The 17,063-nt window shown below is 67.3% G+C and carries 12 protein-coding genes; all 12 read left to right on the top strand.

What is annotated here, in order from left to right:
• Positions 1-61: 61 nt before the first annotated feature.
• Positions 62-628 (top strand): shikimate kinase, encoded by a 567-nt coding sequence (locus V7Z98_RS09390; protein WP_291488182.1) that lies wholly within the window; start codon positions 62-64, stop codon positions 626-628.
• Entirely contained in the window at positions 610-1,695 is a 1,086-nt protein-coding gene (gene aroB / locus V7Z98_RS09385) for a 3-dehydroquinate synthase (RefSeq protein WP_334157762.1), read from the top strand. Before V7Z98_RS09390 ends, aroB begins: the two co-directional genes overlap by 19 nt.
• A gap of 271 nt (positions 1,696-1,966) precedes the next feature.
• Positions 1,967-6,655, top strand: a complete 4,689-nt coding sequence (gene gltB, locus V7Z98_RS09380; protein WP_334157761.1) for a glutamate synthase large subunit — start codon at positions 1,967-1,969, stop codon at positions 6,653-6,655.
• Positions 6,655-8,127: a glutamate synthase subunit beta gene (locus V7Z98_RS09375; protein WP_293263595.1), complete on the top strand. Its 1,473-nt coding sequence runs from the start codon at positions 6,655-6,657 to the stop codon at positions 8,125-8,127. The genes gltB and V7Z98_RS09375 overlap by 1 nt, the downstream gene beginning before the upstream one ends.
• 176 nt (positions 8,128-8,303) lie before the next feature.
• Positions 8,304-9,011, top strand: coding sequence for a YEATS-associated helix-containing protein (locus V7Z98_RS09370; protein ID WP_334157760.1), 708 nt, complete (start codon positions 8,304-8,306; stop codon positions 9,009-9,011).
• Positions 9,012-9,152: 141 nt separating this feature from the next.
• A complete protein-coding gene (gene glmU / locus V7Z98_RS09365; RefSeq protein ID WP_334157759.1) occupies positions 9,153-10,547 on the top strand; it encodes a bifunctional UDP-N-acetylglucosamine diphosphorylase/glucosamine-1-phosphate N-acetyltransferase GlmU in 1,395 nt (464 codons plus the stop codon).
• A 64-nt stretch (positions 10,548-10,611) separates the two neighbouring features.
• Positions 10,612-11,064: a hypothetical protein gene (locus tag V7Z98_RS09360; RefSeq protein WP_293263592.1), complete on the top strand. Its 453-nt coding sequence runs from the start codon at positions 10,612-10,614 to the stop codon at positions 11,062-11,064.
• Positions 11,065-11,079: 15 nt separating this feature from the next.
• The gene (glmS, locus tag V7Z98_RS09355) at positions 11,080-12,927 is read left to right on the top strand and encodes a glutamine--fructose-6-phosphate transaminase (isomerizing) (RefSeq protein ID WP_334157758.1); all 1,848 of its coding nucleotides are present in this window, start codon (positions 11,080-11,082) and stop codon (positions 12,925-12,927) included.
• Between the two features lie 203 nt (positions 12,928-13,130).
• The gene (locus V7Z98_RS09350; protein ID WP_334157757.1) at positions 13,131-14,678 is read left to right on the top strand and encodes a hybrid sensor histidine kinase/response regulator; all 1,548 of its coding nucleotides are present in this window, start codon (positions 13,131-13,133) and stop codon (positions 14,676-14,678) included.
• Positions 14,675-15,304 carry a response regulator gene (locus V7Z98_RS09345; RefSeq protein ID WP_293263589.1) on the top strand — a complete coding sequence of 210 codons (630 nt, stop codon included), beginning with the start codon at positions 14,675-14,677 and terminating at the stop codon, positions 15,302-15,304. The genes V7Z98_RS09350 and V7Z98_RS09345 overlap by 4 nt, the downstream gene beginning before the upstream one ends.
• A 222-nt stretch (positions 15,305-15,526) precedes the next feature.
• Positions 15,527-15,886, top strand: coding sequence for a response regulator (locus V7Z98_RS09340; protein WP_293263588.1), 360 nt, complete (start codon positions 15,527-15,529; stop codon positions 15,884-15,886).
• The gene (locus V7Z98_RS09335; protein ID WP_334157756.1) at positions 15,883-17,061 is read left to right on the top strand and encodes a methyl-accepting chemotaxis protein; all 1,179 of its coding nucleotides are present in this window, start codon (positions 15,883-15,885) and stop codon (positions 17,059-17,061) included. Before V7Z98_RS09340 ends, V7Z98_RS09335 begins: the two co-directional genes overlap by 4 nt.
• The last annotated feature ends 2 nt before the right edge of the window (positions 17,062-17,063 follow it).

Below are 17,063 nucleotides of genomic sequence, written 5' to 3'. Positions count from 1 at the left end.
TCGTGCGCCCCGGGTGGCTTCTGCCGGCCGGGGCGTTTTTCATTCCTGCTAAAATCCCGGCGTGAAGCCATTTCCTGACAATATTTACCTGGTGGGGCTGATGGGTGCGGGCAAGACCACGGTCGGCCGTCTGCTTGCCCGGCGCCTACACAAGCGGTTCATCGATTCGGATCACGAAATCGAGGCCCGTACCGGTGTCGCTATTCCCATCATCTTCGAGATCGAGGGCGAGGCCGGGTTTCGCCGCCGCGAGGCCCAGACCATCGCCGACCTGACCCAGGAATGCCCGGTGGTGATGGCCACCGGAGGGGGCGTCGTGCTCAATCCGGAAAACCGGGCCAACCTCAAGGGAGGTGGCTTCGTGGTCTACCTGGCGGCGTCGCCGGAACTGTTATTCGAGCGCACCCGCCACGACCGCAACCGCCCCCTGTTGCAAGTGGCCGACCCCCTTGGGCGCCTGCGCGAGCTCCACGCTCAGCGCGATCCCCTGTATCGCGAAGTGGCCGATCTAGTGGTCGAATCCCCCGGGCCCAGCGCCCAGGCGGTCGCCCAGTTCCTGCTGCGCGAACTCACCCGGCAATTTCCCGATTCCGAGCACGAGGCTTCTTCATGCAACCCCTGCGCGTAGCCCTGGACGATCGCGCCTACGACATCCACATCGGCACCGGCCTGCTGGACGATGTGGCGCCGATCCTGCCCTTCGTCAAGAAAGCCGGCGTGGCCGTGGTCACCAACGAAACCGTGGCCCCTCTGTACCTGAGCCGGTTGGCCGCCGCGTTGCGCCAGGCGGGCGTGGCGGTGATCGAGATCGTGCTGCCCGATGGTGAGGCTTACAAGGATTGGCCGACCCTGAACCGGATCTTCGATGTGCTGCTGGAACAGCATGCCGAGCGTTCGACGACCCTGATCGCCCTCGGGGGCGGTGTCATCGGCGACATGACCGGTTTTGCGGCAGCGTGTTACCAGCGGGGTGTGCCCTTCATCCAGATCCCCACCACTCTGCTCTCCCAGGTGGATTCGTCGGTGGGCGGCAAGACCGCCATCAACCACCCCCGTGGCAAGAATATGATCGGCGCCTTCTACCAGCCGAAGCTGGTGCTGGCCGATCTGGACACCCTGGATACTCTGCCCGATCGGGAGCTGGCCGCCGGGTTGGCCGAAGTCATCAAGTACGGCCTGATCCGCGATCCGGAATTCCTGGTTTGGCTGGAAGCCAACATGACGCGCCTGCTCGCCCGCGACAAGGGGGCCCTGGCCTACGCGGTGCGCCGTTCCTGTGAGCACAAGGCCGAAGTGGTGGCCGCCGACGAGAAGGAAGCCGGTGAGCGGGCCCTGCTCAACCTGGGCCATACCTTCGGCCATGCCATCGAAACCGGACTGGGTTACGGCGAATGGCTACACGGGGAGGCGGTGGCTGCCGGCACGATGATGGCGGCCGAGCTGTCCCGCCGTCTCGGCTGGTTGGGCGAGTCCGACGTGCAACGCATCGAGGCCCTGTTCCGCGCGGCCGGCCTGCCGGTGTGCGGCCCTGATCTGGGGGCGGAGCGCTACCTGGAACTGATGAGCCACGACAAGAAGGTCCAGGACGGGCGCCTGCGCCTGGTGCTGCTCGAGCGGCTCGGTCGGGCGGTGCTCAGCGATGCGGCGCCGGAGGCGGAAATCCGGGCGGCCATCGCGGCCCGGGTGGCTGCCTGAAACCCTTGCGGGGCGGGGCGTTGGCACGGAGCGAAGAGCGTGTGCGGCGACCGTGAAATTGTTGCGCCGCAATGCCTTGATCGCCTAGTTCTAACGGCGTATAGTTTGCGGTTCGTCTGTGAAAACGACTGACCACTTTCGTCGGGAAAGCGGATACAAAAGCCGGGAGCGTCTGAGCCCGGCTTTTTTGCCGCCCCTGATTTGCTGTCAACCTGCTCGCCCGCCCAAACATTAGGGGGTTTGCGAGATGTTTGATGAAGGAAAAAGCGTGATGCAATCGGCTGTCCCTGCGGCGCAGGGTTTGTACGATCCGGTCAACGAAAAGGATGCCTGTGGCGTCGGTTTCGTGGCCCACATCAAAAACCAAAAGAGTCACGCGATCGTCGAGCAGGGTCTGCAGATCCTGAAGAACCTCGACCATCGTGGCGCCACTGGCTACGACCCGCTGCTCGGCGACGGCGCGGGCATCCTCATTCAAATGCCGGATGCCTTCCTGCGCGACGAAGCCGGCAAGCTGGGCATCACGCTGCCCAAGGCCGGTGAGTACGCCTGTGGCATCGTCTTCCTGCCCCAGTCCGCCAACGGCCGCGCCGCTTGCGAATCGGTGATCGCTCGGGTGATCTTCGAAGAAGGCCAGACCCTGCTCGGCTGGCGCGACGTTCCCCGCGACAACCGGGGCCTGGCCGAAGCTGCCCGCGACATCGAGCCGATGATGCGCCAGGCGTTCATCGCCAAGTCCGCCGACCTGGGCGACCAGGATGCCTTCGAGCGCAAGCTGTTCGTCATCCGCAAGCGGGTCGAGCACGAAGTACGCAAGCTCAAGCTGGACGACGGCAAGCAGTTCTACATCCCGTCCTTGTCCTCCCGCACCATCAACTACAAGGGCATGCTGCTGGCCCACCAGGTGGGCGAGTACTACCTGGACCTGCAGGATTCCCGCGTCGTTTCTGCCCTGGCCCTGGTGCACCAGCGCTTCTCCACCAACACCTTCCCCACCTGGGATCTGGCCCACCCCTTCCGCATGATTGCCCACAACGGTGAAATCAACACCGTGCGCGGCAACGTGAACTGGATGAAGGCCCGCCAGAAGGCCATGTCCTCCCAGTGGCTGAAGGAAGACCTGGACAAGCTGTGGCCCCTGATCGTGGACGGCCAGTCCGACTCCGCTTGCTTCGACAACGCCCTCGAACTGCTGGTGATGGGCGGCTACAGCCTGTCCCACGCCATGATGATGCTGATCCCCGAAGCCTGGGCCGGCAATCCCCTCATGGACGAAGAGCGCCGCGCCTTCTACGAATACCACGCCGCCCTGATGGAACCGTGGGACGGCCCTGCCGCGGTGGCCTTCACTGACGGCCGCCAGATCGGCGCCACCCTGGACCGCAACGGCCTGCGCCCGGCGCGCTACCTGGTGACCGACGACGGCTTGGTGATGATGGCCTCGGAAATGGGCGTGCTGACCTTCCCCCAAGAGTCGATCGCCAAGAAGTGGCGCCTGCAGCCGGGCAAGATGTTCCTCATCGACCTGGAGCAGGGCCGCATCATCGACGACGCCGAGGTGAAGCAGTCCCTGTCCTCGGCCAAGCCCTACCGCCAGTGGATCGAGCAGTCCCGCTACTTCCTCGCCGACCTGCCCAAGGCCGAGCCCGTGGCGCCGTCCGCCGTGTCCCTGCTCGACCTGCAGCAAGCCTTCGGCTTCACTCAGGAAGACATCAAGTTCATCCTGCAGCCGATGGCCGCCGCCGGCGAAGAAGCCACCGGCTCCATGGGCAACGACAGCCCGCTGACCGTGCTGTCCAACAAGGACAAGCCGCTCTACCACTACTTCAAGCAGCTGTTCGCCCAGGTGACGAACCCGCCGATCGACCCGATCCGCGAAGAAATCGTCATGTCCCTGACCAGCTTCATCGGCCCCAAGCCCAACCTGCTCGGCGTCGATGAAACCAACCCGCCGCTGCGCCTGGAAGTGCACCAGCCGGTGCTGACCAACGACGACCTGGCCAAGCTGCGCGCCATCGACAAGTCCAGCGACGGCCGCTACAAGTCCCTGGTGCTGGACATCACCTTCTCCGCCGCCGAAGGCGAGCAAGGCTGCGACAAGGCCCTCCAGGCCGTCTGCGCCGCCGCCGAGAAGAGCGTGGCCGACGGCTACAACGTGCTGATCCTGTCCGATCGCGGCGTGACCGCCAGCCGGGCCGCCATCCCCGCCCTGCTGGCTTGTGCCGCCGTCCACCACCACCTGGTGAAGGCTGGCCTGCGCACCTCCACCGGCCTGGTGATCGATACCGGCTCCGCCCGCGAAACCCACCACTTCGCCCTGCTCGCCGGTTACGGCGCCGAGGCCGTCTGTCCGTGGCTGACCATGGACACCCTGGCCGAGATCGCCAAGGGCCTGCCCGGCGAAGTGTCCGCCTACGAGGCTCAGAAGCGCTTCATCAAGGCCGTCAACAAGGGGCTGAACAAGGTCATGTCCAAGATGGGCATCTCGACCTACCAGTCCTACTGTGGCGCCCAGATCTTCGAAGCCATCGGCCTGGCCTCCGACTTCGTCAAGCGCTACTTCCCCGGTACCGCCACCCAGGTGGAAGGCATCGGCCTCAAGGAAGTGGCCGAGGAAGCCCTGCGCGTGCACCGTGCCGCCTTCGGCAACGACCCGGTCCTGGACGACATGCTCGAGACCGGCGGCGAATACGCCTTCCGTATCCGCGGCGAAGAGCACATGTGGACCCCGGACGCCATCGCCAAGCTGCAGCACTCGACCCGCTCCGGCAAGTTCGACTCCTACAAGGAGTACGCCAAGATCATCAACGACCAGAGCAAGCGCCACCTGACGCTGCGCGGTCTGTTCAAGATCAAGCAGGCCGGCGCTCCGGTGCCCCTGGAGGAAGTCGAATCCGCCAAGGACATCGTCAAGCGCTTCGCCACCGGCGCCATGTCCCTGGGTTCCATCTCCACCGAAGCCCACACCACCCTGGCCGTGGCGATGAACCGCATCGGCGGCAAGTCCAACACCGGCGAGGGCGGCGAGGATGCCAACCGCTTCAAGCCTGTCAAGGGCGGCCAGATGCTGTCCGAGATCATCGGCGCCGGCCGCATCGCCCGCGACCTGGAGCTGAAGGACGGCGATTCCCTGCGCTCCGCGATCAAGCAGGTGGCCTCCGGCCGCTTCGGCGTCACCGCCGAGTACCTGGCCAACTCCGACCAGATCCAGATCAAGATGGCCCAGGGTGCCAAGCCCGGCGAAGGCGGCCAGCTGCCCGGTCACAAGGTCTCCGAGTACATCGGCGCCCTGCGCCACTCCGTGCCCGGCGTCGGCCTGATCTCCCCCCCGCCGCACCACGACATCTACTCCATCGAAGACCTGGCCCAGCTGATCCACGATCTGAAGAACGTGAATCCGGTGTCCTCCATCTCCGTGAAGCTGGTGTCCGAAGTGGGCGTGGGCACCGTGGCCGCCGGCGTCTCCAAGGCCAAGGCCGACCACCTGGTGATCGCCGGCCATGACGGCGGCACCGGTGCCTCGCCCCTGTCCTCCATCAAGCATGCCGGCACCCCCTGGGAACTCGGCCTGGCCGAAACCCAGCAGACCCTGGTGCTCAACCGCCTGCGCGGCCGCATCCGCGTCCAGGTGGACGGCCAGATGAAGACCGGCCGCGACGTGCTGATCGGTGCCTTGCTCGGCGCCGACGAGTTCGGCTTCGCCACCGCGCCGCTGGTGGTGGAAGGCTGCATCATGATGCGCAAGTGCCACCTGAACACCTGCCCGGTGGGCGTGGCCACCCAGGATCCGGCGCTGCGCAAGAAGTTCACCGGCCAGCCCGAGCACGTGGTCAATTACTTCTTCTTCGTCGCCGAAGAGCTGCGCGAACTGATGGCCTGGATGGGTGTGCGCACCCTGGACGAGATCATCGGCCGTGCCGACCTCCTCGACATGAAGGATGGCATCGAGCATTGGAAGGCCAAGGGTCTCGACTTCACCAAGATCTTCCACATCCCGGCGGTGGGCGACGACGTGGCCCGCCTCCACGCCGAGACCCAGGACCACGGCCTGGTGAAGGCCCTCGACCACACCCTGATCGAGCAGGCCAAGCCGGCCCTGGAAAAGGGCGAGAAGGTGGTGATCGAGTCCAAGATCATCAACGTCAACCGCTCCGCCGGCGCCATGCTGTCCGGTGAGGTGGCCAAGCGCTACGGCCATGCCGGCCTGCCCGACGACACCATCCACGTGAACCTGACCGGTACCGCCGGCCAGAGCTTCGGTGCTTTCCTGGCTCACGGTGTCACCTTCGAGCTGACCGGCGAAGGCAACGACTACGTCGGCAAGGGCCTCTCCGGCGGCCGCATCGTCATCAAGGCTCCGCAAGCCTTCCGCGGCAACACCGCCGAGAACATCATCGTCGGCAACACCGTCCTGTACGGCGCCATCGACGGCGAGGTGTTCTTCAACGGCGTGGCCGGCGAACGCTTCTGCGTGCGCAACTCCGGCGCCACCGCGGTGGTGGAAGGCGTGGGCGACCACGGCTGCGAATACATGACCGGCGGCACCGTCGTCGTGCTCGGCCAGACCGGCCGCAACTTCGCCGCGGGCATGTCCGGCGGCGTGGCCTACGTCCTCGATCTGGAAGGCGACTTCCAGTCCCGCTGCAACTTGGCCCAGGTGGCCCTGGAGCCGGTGCCCGAGGAAGAGGCCGCCGCCGACGCCCTGGGCGAATTCGGCCCGGGTGGCGACCTGTCCGGTCACGGCAAGGTGGACATCCGCCACCTGGCCATGGCCGACGAGGCCCTGCTCAAGTCCCTGATCGAAAAGCATGCCGCGGCCACCGGTTCCGCTCGTGCCAAGGAAATCCTGGCCAGCTGGAGCGATTACCGCTGCAAGTTCGTCAAAGTCATGCCCACCGAGTACGCCAAGGCCCTGGCGAAGCTCAAGGCGCAACGTGAGAACCAACTGGAGGCCGCGTAATGGGTAAGCCGACTGGATTCATGGAGTTCGAGCGTCTCTCCGAGGCTTATCAGCCCGTTGAGGCCCGGCTCAAGCACTACAAGGAGTTTGTCGCCCGCCTGGACGACAAGGATGCGGCCATCCAGGGCGCCCGTTGCATGGACTGCGGCATTCCGTTCTGCAACAACGGCTGCCCGGTTAACAACATCATTCCCGACTGGAATGACCTGGTGTACCGCAACAAGTGGGAAGAGGCCATCGCCGTCCTGCACTCCACCAACAACTTCCCGGAATTCACCGGCCGCATCTGCCCCGCCCCCTGCGAGGCCGCCTGCACCCTGGGCATCAATGAGGAGCCGGTGGGCATCAAGTCGATCGAGCACGCCATCATCGACAAGGCCTGGGAAAACGGCTGGGTGAAGCCCCAGCCCGCTGCGGCCAAGACCGGCAAGAAGGTGGCGGTGGTCGGTTCCGGCCCCGCCGGCCTGGCGGCCGCCCAGCAGCTGGCCCGCGCCGGCCACGCCGTGACCGTGTTCGAGAAGAACGACCGGGTCGGCGGCCTGCTGCGCTACGGCATTCCCGACTTCAAGCTGGAAAAGAGCACCATCGACCGCCGCGTCGCCCAGCTCGAAGCCGAGGGCGTCACCTTCAAGACCAAGGTGCTGGTGGCCGGCAGCAAGGCCGACGTGCCCGCCGGCATCATCAACGATGCCACCGAGGTGGTGACCCCGGCCCAGCTGGACAAGGAATTCGACGCCGTGCTGCTCACCGGCGGTTCCGAAGTGCCCCGCGACCTGCCGGTCCCGGGCCGCGCCCTCAAGGGCGTGCACTTCGCCCTGGAGCTGCTCATCCCGCAGAACAAGGAAGTGGCCGGTGACGGCGCCAACCCCATCTCCGCCAAGGGCAAGCACGTGGTGGTGATCGGCGGCGGCGATACCGGTTCCGACTGCGTCGGCACCTCCAACCGCCACGGCGCCCTGTCCGTGACCCAGTTCGAACTGATGCCCCAGCCGCCGGCCCAGGAGAACAAGGCCCTGACCTGGCCCTACTGGCCGATCAAGCTGCGCACCTCCTCGTCCCACGAAGAAGGCTGCTCCCGCGACTTCGCCGTGGCCACCAAGGAGTTCATCGACGACGGCAACGGCAACGTCCGCGCCCTCAAGGCGGTCCGCCTGGAGTGGAAGGACGGCAAGATGAGCGAAGTGCCGGGCTCCGAGTTCGAACTCAAGGCCGACCTGGTGCTGTTCGCCATGGGCTTCACCAACCCGGTGGGCGGCGTGCTCGACGCCTTCGGCGTGAAGAAGGACGCCCGCGGCAACGCCGAGGCCAGCACCGACGGTGAGGGCTGCTATGCCACCAACGTGGACAAGGTGTTCGCCGCCGGCGACATGCGCCGTGGCCAGTCCCTGGTGGTGTGGGCCATCCGCGAAGGCCGTCAGGCCGCCCGCGAGGTGGACCAGTTCCTCATGGGCGCGACCTCGCTGCCCCGCTGAGCGGCGTCCGCACAAGGCCCGTGCAACCCCGCCCCGGCCCCGTGCCCGGGCGGGGTTTTTCATGGGCCGGACTGTGGCATAGTTATGCGCTGATCGTAGAAACGAAACGGCGCGGCGGCATGAACCGCCGCCGAGGAGACCCGGCTGTAGGCCGGAATTTAGTTCTGGGGGTTTCGATGGAACTGCAAACGACACTTCAGGTCGCTCAGCCGTCAGGGCTGGCCGACCCTCACCTGATGGCCATCCTGGCCATCATCGTGGTCACCGGCCTGCTCGGCGGGCTGGCCAACGCCTTTCTCGCCGACCGGCCCCGGGGCGCGGCGCCGGAACGGGGGCGCTATGCCCTGCTCGGGGTGGTGGCGGCGCTGACCGTGCCCCTCTTCCTCAACATGATCTCGTCCAACCTGCTGGAGTCGGCCCGCACCCGCCCCCTGGACCTGTTCGTCTTCGCTGGCTTCTCGGTGCTCTACGTGGTGGCCACCCGCCGCTTCGTCGAAAACGTCACCCAGCGCCTGTTCAGCCAGCTGGAGCAAATGCGCAGCGACGTCGGCGCCCTGCGCGACCTGAACACCGCCCCGCCGCCGCAGGCGGACAAGACCCCGGAAAGCGCCGAGAACGATGCCAACAGCCTCTCTTACCAGGACGTGGGCATTCTGCGCGCCATCAACGAGGAAAACTTCGTCTACGGCAACCTGGCCGGCCTGGCCGACAAGACCGGCCTGCCCCGGGAGCAGATCAGCGGCCGGCTCGCCGCCCTCAAGGCCCTGGGGCTGATTGAGGCGCGCATCAACGACAAGAGCGTGCTGCACTGGTTCGTCTCCCAGCGGGGCAAGCAGGTGCTCGACGAGGTCCTGGGTGCCCAGGAGGAGCGCAAGTCGGCCTGATGCCCCGGCGGGCGTGGCGTCTTTCCTGGCGCGGCGCCCCCCTTCTGCGCGAAAATACGTCCGAACCGCAGCACCGCCGGCTGACCTGTCCGGCGGATAACCCCGGCCCTGCCGGGTTGTTTTTTTGAGAGCCCGCCCCTCGTGTCTGCCTCCCATTCCCCCCTGCCCGCCCTCAACGTGGTGGTTCTGGCCGCCGGCCAGGGCAAGCGCATGCACTCCAACCTGCCCAAGGTGCTGCATCCCCTGGCGGGCAAGGCCCTGGCCGCCCACGTGCTGGACACCGCCCGCTCCCTGGCGCCCCAGAGCATCACCGTGGTGCACGGCCATGGCGGCGAGGTGGTGCGCGCGGCCCTGGAGGCGCCGGACCTGGCCTGGGCGCTGCAATCGCCCCAGCTCGGCACCGGCCACGCCGTGGCCCAGGCGGTGCCCCACCTGAGCGCGGCGCCGGTGACCCTGGTGCTCTACGGCGACGTGCCCCTGATCCAGGCTGAAACCCTGCAACGCCTGGTGCGCGCCGCCGGCGACGGGCTGGCCGTGCTCACGGTGCGCCTGGCCAACCCCACCGGCTACGGCCGCATCGTCCGCGACGGCGCCGGCCGGGTGACCCACATCGTCGAGGAAAAGGACGCGAGCCCGGCGGAAAAGGCCATCGACGAGGTCAACACCGGCATCCTGGCCTTGCCCACGGCCCGTCTGGGCGACTGGCTGGGCCGCCTGTCCAACGACAATGCCCAGGGCGAGTATTACCTGACCGACGTGATCGCCCTGGCGGTGGCTGAAGGTGTGCCGGTGCACACCGCCCATCCCGCCGCCGAGTGGGAAGTCCTGGGCGTCAATAGCAAGGTTCAGCTGGCCGAGCTGGAGCGCAGCTGGCAGGGCCACTTGGCCCGGCGCCTGCTCGAAGCCGGGGTGCGTCTGGCCGACCCGGCGCGCATCGACATCCGCGGCGAGCTCAATTGCGGCCGCGACGTGGCCATCGACGTCGGCGCTGTGTTCGAAGGCAAGGTGGTGCTGGAAGAGGCGGTGGACGTGGGCCCCTACTGCGTGCTCAAGAACGTCACCGTCCAGGCCGGGGCCCGTCTCGCCGCCTTTTGCCACCTGGAGGACTGCGTGGTCGGCCCGGACGCCATCGTCGGCCCCTACGCCCGGCTGCGTCCCGGCACCCGCCTGGGGGCCGAGGCTCACGTCGGCAACTTCGTCGAGGTCAAGAACAGCGTGATCGGCGCCGGCTCCAAGGCCAACCACCTGGCCTACGTGGGCGACGCCGACGTGGGGGAACGAGTGAACATCGGCGCCGGCACCATCACCTGCAACTACGACGGCGCCAACAAGTTCCGCACGGTGATCGAGGACGACGCCTTCATCGGCTCCGACACCCAATTGGTAGCCCCGGTGCGGGTCGGCAAGGGCGCCACCCTGGGCGCCGGCACCACCTTGACCAAGGACGCGCCGGCCGGCCTGCTCACCGTCTCCCGCGCTCGCCAGACCACCGTGCCCAACTGGGTGCGCCCGGTCAAGGCGGCCAAGAAGGACTGACCCGGCCCGGTGTCGCCGGGCTTTGGCCTTCTCCCACTCATCATTCGCAACCTGGACTTTTTCCATGGATATCTGGTTCACCCTGTTCGTCCTGGTGGTCGCCGTCTCGGTGGCTTCCGGGCTGGTGCTGGTGCTGGTCGGTTACACCGACAGTCTGGTCACCTCGTTCGCTTTCGGCTGGAAGTGGCGCCTGTTCATCCTGGCCCCCCTGCTCGCCGCCATCGCCTGCATGGTCTATGGCTGGCGGCCCGGTGCCGGGGTGTTCGCGATCTCGTTGGCCGGTGCCGTCACCTTCTGCGTCAAGCGCTGGAGCGACAATGCCCGCCCCGGCAAGCAGCTCCTGTTCGGCCTGGCCCTGGCCGCCCTGGGCGTTGGGCTGCTCTACGGCACCGGCCCCACCTTCGCCAAGCGCGCCGTCGATGAGGCCCTGAAGGGCAATCTGCCCACCGGCGCCGCCCAGGCCGGCGACCTCGCTCCGGCAACCGGCGCCGCCGAAGCCGCCACCCCCGCCAAGTAAGCAGGAGAAATCCCCATGTGTGGCATCGTCGCCGCCGCGGCCACCGGCCGCAACATCGTTCCCGTCCTTCTCGAAGGGCTGCGCAAGCTTGAATACCGAGGCTACGACTCCGCCGGCCTGGCGGTGATCAACGGCGCCCATCTGGAACGGCGCCGCGCCGTCGGCCGGGTGGCCGAACTGGCCGCCCTAGCCGCGCCGGAAGGCGCGCCCCCCCTGGCTGCCGAAACCGGCATCGCCCATACCCGCTGGGCCACCCACGGGGTGCCCTGCGAGCGCAACGCTCACCCCCATATCTCTGGCGGGCTGGCGGTGGTGCACAACGGCATCATCGAGAACTACGAGGGCCTCAAGGCCGAATTGCAGGCCCAGGGCTACGTGTTCACCTCGGACACCGACACCGAGGTCATCGCCCACCTGGTGCAGCGCGAGCTGAAGGGCTCCGCCGACCTGCTTGCCGCCGTGTGTGCCACGGTGCGTCAGCTGAAGGGCGCCTACGCCATCGCCGTGGTGCGCGAGGAAGACCCGACGCGGGTGATCGTCGCCCGGGAAGGCTCGCCGCTGCTGCTCGGCCTGGCCGACGACGGCAACTACGCTGCCTCCGACGCTTCCGCCCTGCTCCAGGTGACTCGGCGCATGGTTTACCTGGAAAACGGCGACGTGGCCGAGCTGACCCCGGCCGGCCACCGCGTCCTGCGTTCCGACGGCACTCCGGTGGATCGCCCCGCCGTGCTTTCCCAGCTGTCCGCCGACGCCGTGGAACTGGGGCGCTTCCGCCACTACATGCAGAAGGAAATCTTCGAGCAGCCCGACGCCCTGGCCAACACCCTGGAACTGGTGGGCGCCGCCAAATCGGTCCAGCCCGGCCTGTTCGGTGCCGAGGCCGAGGCCGTGCTGCGCGACATCGACAGCGTGCTGATCCTGGCTTGCGGCACCAGCTACCACTCGGGCCTGACCGCCCGCTACTGGCTGGAAAGCATCGCCGGCGTGCCCTGCACCGTGGAGATCGCCAGCGAATACCGCTACCGCACCTCGGTGCCCAATCCGCGCCAGCTGGTGGTGGCCATTTCCCAGTCCGGCGAGACCGCCGACACCCTGGCCGCCCTCAAGCACGCCAAGGCCCTGGGCCAGCCCCATACCCTGGCCCTGTGCAACGTGCCCGAATCGGCCATCGTGCGCGAATCGGCCCTGCGCTTCATCACCCGGGCCGGCCCCGAGATCGGCGTGGCCTCCACCAAGGCCTTCACCACCCAGCTTGCCGCCCTCTACCTGCTCACCTTGGCTGTGGCCAAGACCAAGGGCCGCCTTACCGCCGCGGACGAGGCCCGGGAAATCGACGCCCTGCGCCACCTGCCCGCCGCCGTGTCCGCCGTGCTGGAGCAGGAACCGGCCATCCAGGCCTGGGCCGAGCACTTCGCCGACAAGCGCCACGCCCTGTTCCTGGGTCGGGGCATCCACTACCCGATCGCCCTGGAAGGGGCCTTGAAGCTCAAGGAAATCTCCTACATCCACGCCGAAGCCTACCCGGCCGGCGAGCTCAAGCACGGCCCCCTGGCCCTGGTGGACCGGGATATGCCAGTGATCGCCGTGGCCCCCAACGACGAACTCTTGGAAAAGCTCAAGAGCAACCTCCAGGAAGTGCGCGCCCGGGGCGGCGAGCTGTACGTCTTTGCCGACGCACGGGTGGACCTGGGGGCCGGCGAGGCCGACGGGGTGCACCTGATCCAGCTGCCCGAGCATTACGGCAAGCTCTCCCCGGTGCTGCACGTGGTGCCCCTGCAACTGCTCGCCTACCACGCCGCGCTGGTCAAGGGCACCGACGTGGATAAGCCGCGCAACCTGGCGAAATCGGTCACCGTGGAGTGACCGCCTGGCGGCCTTCCACCGGCCGCCGTTTATCTCCAGCCTCCCGAAAAGCCCGGCCATGCCGGGCTTTTTCTTGGGCCATGCCGGCGGCCCGCTTTCCATGACAGTATTAGTCAGGTTGCATGTGGTTTCCATCCGCTACAGTATGTAGTTGGCTGTCGGTCCCAGCACGCATGGGCACGGCAGGGTTTCAGGAGGGCAACGTGACGCAGACAAGCGCAGTCCCCAACCCGTCGGGTACGATCCTGCTGGCGGATGATTCGCCGCTGGACCGGCACCTGCTTGTCCGGCTGCTGGAGCGCTGGGGCTATACGGTGCTGGCCGTCAACGACGGCGCCGCGGTGTTGGCTGCCGTGGCCCAGGGCCGTCCGGACCTGGTCCTGCTCGACATCTGCATGCCCGACATGGACGGCTACGAGACCTGTGCCCGGCTCAAGGCCGAGCCGGGCTGCGCGGACATTCCGGTAATCTTCATCAGCGCCGCCAGCGCGGTGGAGGACCGGGTCAAGGCCTTTGCCAGCGGCGGGGTGGACTACATCGCCAAGCCGATCAAGAGCGAAGAGGTGCAGGCCCGCATCGCCACCCACCTCACCTTGCAGGCCCTGCGCCGCGACCTGGAAGAGCGGGTGCGGGAGCGCACCGCCGAGCTGGAGGCCGCCAACCGGCGCCTCAGTGCCGAGGTTGCCGAACGCCGCCAGGCCGAAGTCGCCTTGCAGGAGCGCAATGCCCTGATCCACTACCTGGTGGACGCCAACATCATTGGCGTCATGTTCTGGGGGCGAGATAACCGCGTCATCGATGCCAATACGGCCTTCCTGGAACTGTTCGGCCTGCGCCGTGAGGATGTTCTGGCCGGAGAGGTCTCCTGGGAGCGGCTGGTGGCGCCGGAATGCCATGAAATCACCCGGCGTGCCCGGGCCGCCATGGCGGAGGGCCAGGCCATCCTGCCTTATGAGAAGACCTGCCTGCGGGTCGACGGGACCCGTTTCCCGGTCCTGGTCGGCAGCGCACGATTGGATGGAGAGGTCGAACGCGGCGTGTCCTTCGTACTCGATCTGACCGAAACCAAGCGCATGGAGCAGGAACTGCGTGAATCCTCCCAGCGCCTGCGCGAACTGGCCGCCCATTGGGGAGAGGCGGTCGAGGAAGAGCGCAAGCGCATCGCCCGGGAGCTGCACGACGAGCAGGGCTCCCTGCTTACCGCCCTGAAGATGGATGTGAGCCTGCTGCGCCGCGACCTGGGCGAAGTCTCGCCAGACATCGGCCGGCGCCTGGAAACCATCCAGAAGTTGCTCGACGACACCGTTGGAGTAATGCGCCAAGTGGCCAGCCAGTTGCGTCCGGCCATGCTCAACCTGGGCATCGTGCCGGCCCTGGAATGGCTCACCGATGATTTTCGCCAGCGCACCGGCATCGTCTGCACGTTCGGCGCCAGCGGCGAGGAGTCCCTGGACGATGGCCGGGCCACGGCCCTATTCCGCATTGTCCAAGAGTCGCTGACCAATGTGATGCGCCATGCCGGGGCCAGCTCGGTGACCGTCCGGTTTCACCTGGGCGACCAGCAAGTGGAACTAAGCATTGCCGACGACGGCAAGGGCTTCGACCCATCCTTGGTCCGGCCCAATTCCTTTGGCCTGGTGGGCATGGGCGAACGCCTCGAGGCTCTGGGCGGCACCTTGCGCATCCACAGCGTGCCCGGCCGGGGCACCACCCTGTACATCACCATCCCCCGGGAGGATGTGGCGCCATGATCCGTATCCTGATCGCCGACGACCATAGCATCGTGCGTGGCGGCCTCAAGCAGCTCATCACCGCCGAAGCGGACCTGCAAGTCTGCGCCGAGGCCAGCCAGGGCAGCGAAGTCCTGGCCCAACTGCGCCAGGGCGGGGTGGATTTGCTGCTGATGGACATGTCCATGCCCGGCCTCAGCGGGCTGGACCTGATCCGCCGTGCCCACGGCGAGGCGCCCCAGGTGCCGATTCTGGTACTCAGCATGCACAACGAGAGCCAGTTGGTGTCCCGGGCGCTGCGCGCCGGCGCGGCCGGCTACGTCACCAAGGATAGCGATCCGGCCATTCTGCTGGCGGCGGTGCGCAAGGTAGCGGGCGGCGGCCGCTTCATCGATCCCGACCTGGTCGACGCCATGGTGTTCGGCGCCCCCGAGGACGCACCGCCCCACGAAGTGCTGTCCGACCGGGAATTCGAGGTGCTGCAACTGTTGAGCGGCGGCCTGTCCCTGGCCGAGGTGGGCGATCGGCTCCACGTCAGCGCCAAGACGGTGAGCACCCACAAGACCCGCCTGATGCAAAAGCTCGCCATCGACAACAACGCCGACCTGGTGCGCTACGCCCTGCGCCACGGCTTGGCCCAGGAGTAGGGCGCAAGCCAGGGCGGGCCGGCGGCGCCGGCATCCTCACTATCCGCAAACGAAAAACCCGCCGGTTGCCCCGGCGGGTTTTTTGTTTGCGGGGTGCCATGTAGGAATTTTCCGACAGGAGATTCAGCCGCTCCCTAGCCCACGTTCCGCCGTTGCCGACGGCGCCGGGGCGTCCATTGGCCTGTAATGCAGTCATCGCCGCACGCCTTTGGAAACAGCCCCATGAAAACCCTCATCGTCGAAGACTCGAAGCTGATCAGCGAGCGCCTCCGTCTGGCCCTGGCCCCCCTGCCGGGCATGGAAATCGCCGTGGCCGACCACCTGGCCGAAGGGCTGCGCTACTTCCGTCTGTTCCATCCTCAGTGCGTGATCCTGGACCTCGACCTGCCCGACGGCAGCGGCATCGCCCTGCTCACCAAAATCAAGCTGGAGTCCCCGGCCACCGTGGTGGCCATCTTCTCCAACCACCTGGGGTTCCGCCGCCGCTGCACCACCGCCGGGGCGGACTTCTTCTTCGACAAGAGCGTCGATTTCGAACAGCTCACCCAGGCAGTGCGCGGCCTGGTGGAGGACCGGTCATGAATTCCGCTATCCCCAGCACCCGTGCCCCCAGCCTCGCATCTTTCTGGCTGCCCCCCGCGACCCTGGGGCTGGCTTCCGCCGCCGGGCTCCTGGCTTGCCGCTGGGGCGACCCTCTGGCGATCGCCGCGGCCGGCGTCCTGTTTGCCGGCGGTGCCGCCGCCGCCCGTTGGAGCCAGGTCCGGGCCCGCCGCCTGATCGATGCCCGACTCAAGCTCGAATCCGAACTGGAGGTCCGCGCCGCGAACAACCGGGAAGAACAAGAGAGCCTGCAAGCCCGGGTCGACGGGGTCCAAGGCAGCATCCTGCCCACCTGGTCCCAGCAGATCGAACTGGCGCGCACCCAGAGCGAGTCGGCCATCGGCGACCTGTCCGCACGCTTCGCCGGCATCGTCCAGCGCCTCGGCAAAACCACCCAGACCACCGATTCCTCGGTGGGCGGCGGCTTGCTGCCGGTGCTCGAAGTGAGCCGCCAGGACCTGGACCACATCCTCGCGGCCCTGACCCGCCTGATGGACAGCAAGCGGGCCATGCTCGACCAATTGGCTCGCCTCGCCGACGTGATTGGCGAGCTGGAAAAGATGGCGGCCAGCGTCGGACGCATCGCCGGCCAGACCAACTTGCTGGCTCTCAACGCCGCCATCGAGGCCGCCCGGGCCGGGGAGGTGGGGCGTGGCTTCGCCGTGGTGGCCGACGCGGTGCGCGAACTGGCCAACGAATCCGCCATCGCCGGCAAACAGATCGCCGAAAAGGTCCAACTGGTCACCTCGACCATCGACGGCACCCTGAGCGCTGCCGACCTGGGGGCCCAGGTGGATGAGCAGACCCTGGACCAGGCCCGGGAATCGGTGGGCCGCATCCTGGAGCGTTTCCACGACATCACCGCCGACCTTTCCATGGCCACCGACACCCTGCGTCAGGAAAACCAGGGCATCCAGGCCGAGGTCTCCGACGCCCTGGTGTCCCTCCAGTTCCAGGACCGGGTGGGCCAGATGCTCGGCCACGTGCGCAACGACATGGACAAGCTCGGCAGCTTCCTCGCCCAGGGGGACCGCCATCTGGACGCCCGCGCCTGGCTGGCCGACCTGGCCCGCACCTACACCACGGTCGAGCAGCACGCCGCCCATGGCGGCCAAACCGGCTCGACCCCGGCTGAATCCGAAATCACCTTCTTCTAGGA

This window comes from Oryzomicrobium sp., from assembly GCF_036820405.1.
Classification (GTDB): Bacteria; Pseudomonadota; Gammaproteobacteria; order Burkholderiales; family Rhodocyclaceae; genus Oryzomicrobium.
Note: the sequence above shows the minus strand (reverse complement) of the source record. Positions and strands in the feature narration are given on the sequence as shown.

What these genes read in the sequence shown, in the direction of transcription:
- glmS (WP_334157758.1), top strand. Translation starts at nt 11,080, where the DNA reads ATGTGTGGCATCGTCGCCGCCGCGGCCACCGGCCGCAACATCGTTCCC.
- V7Z98_RS09345 (WP_293263589.1), top strand. Translation starts at nt 14,675, where the DNA reads ATGATCCGTATCCTGATCGCCGACGACCATAGCATCGTGCGTGGCGGC.
- V7Z98_RS09360 (WP_293263592.1), top strand. Translation starts at nt 10,612, where the DNA reads ATGGATATCTGGTTCACCCTGTTCGTCCTGGTGGTCGCCGTCTCGGTG.
- aroB (WP_334157762.1), top strand. Translation starts at nt 610, where the DNA reads ATGCAACCCCTGCGCGTAGCCCTGGACGATCGCGCCTACGACATCCAC.
- V7Z98_RS09340 (WP_293263588.1), top strand. Translation starts at nt 15,527, where the DNA reads ATGAAAACCCTCATCGTCGAAGACTCGAAGCTGATCAGCGAGCGCCTC.
- gltB (WP_334157761.1), top strand. Translation starts at nt 1,967, where the DNA reads ATGCAATCGGCTGTCCCTGCGGCGCAGGGTTTGTACGATCCGGTCAAC.
- V7Z98_RS09375 (WP_293263595.1), top strand. Translation starts at nt 6,655, where the DNA reads ATGGGTAAGCCGACTGGATTCATGGAGTTCGAGCGTCTCTCCGAGGCT.
- V7Z98_RS09370 (WP_334157760.1), top strand. Translation starts at nt 8,304, where the DNA reads ATGGAACTGCAAACGACACTTCAGGTCGCTCAGCCGTCAGGGCTGGCC.
- V7Z98_RS09335 (WP_334157756.1), top strand. Translation starts at nt 15,883, where the DNA reads ATGAATTCCGCTATCCCCAGCACCCGTGCCCCCAGCCTCGCATCTTTC.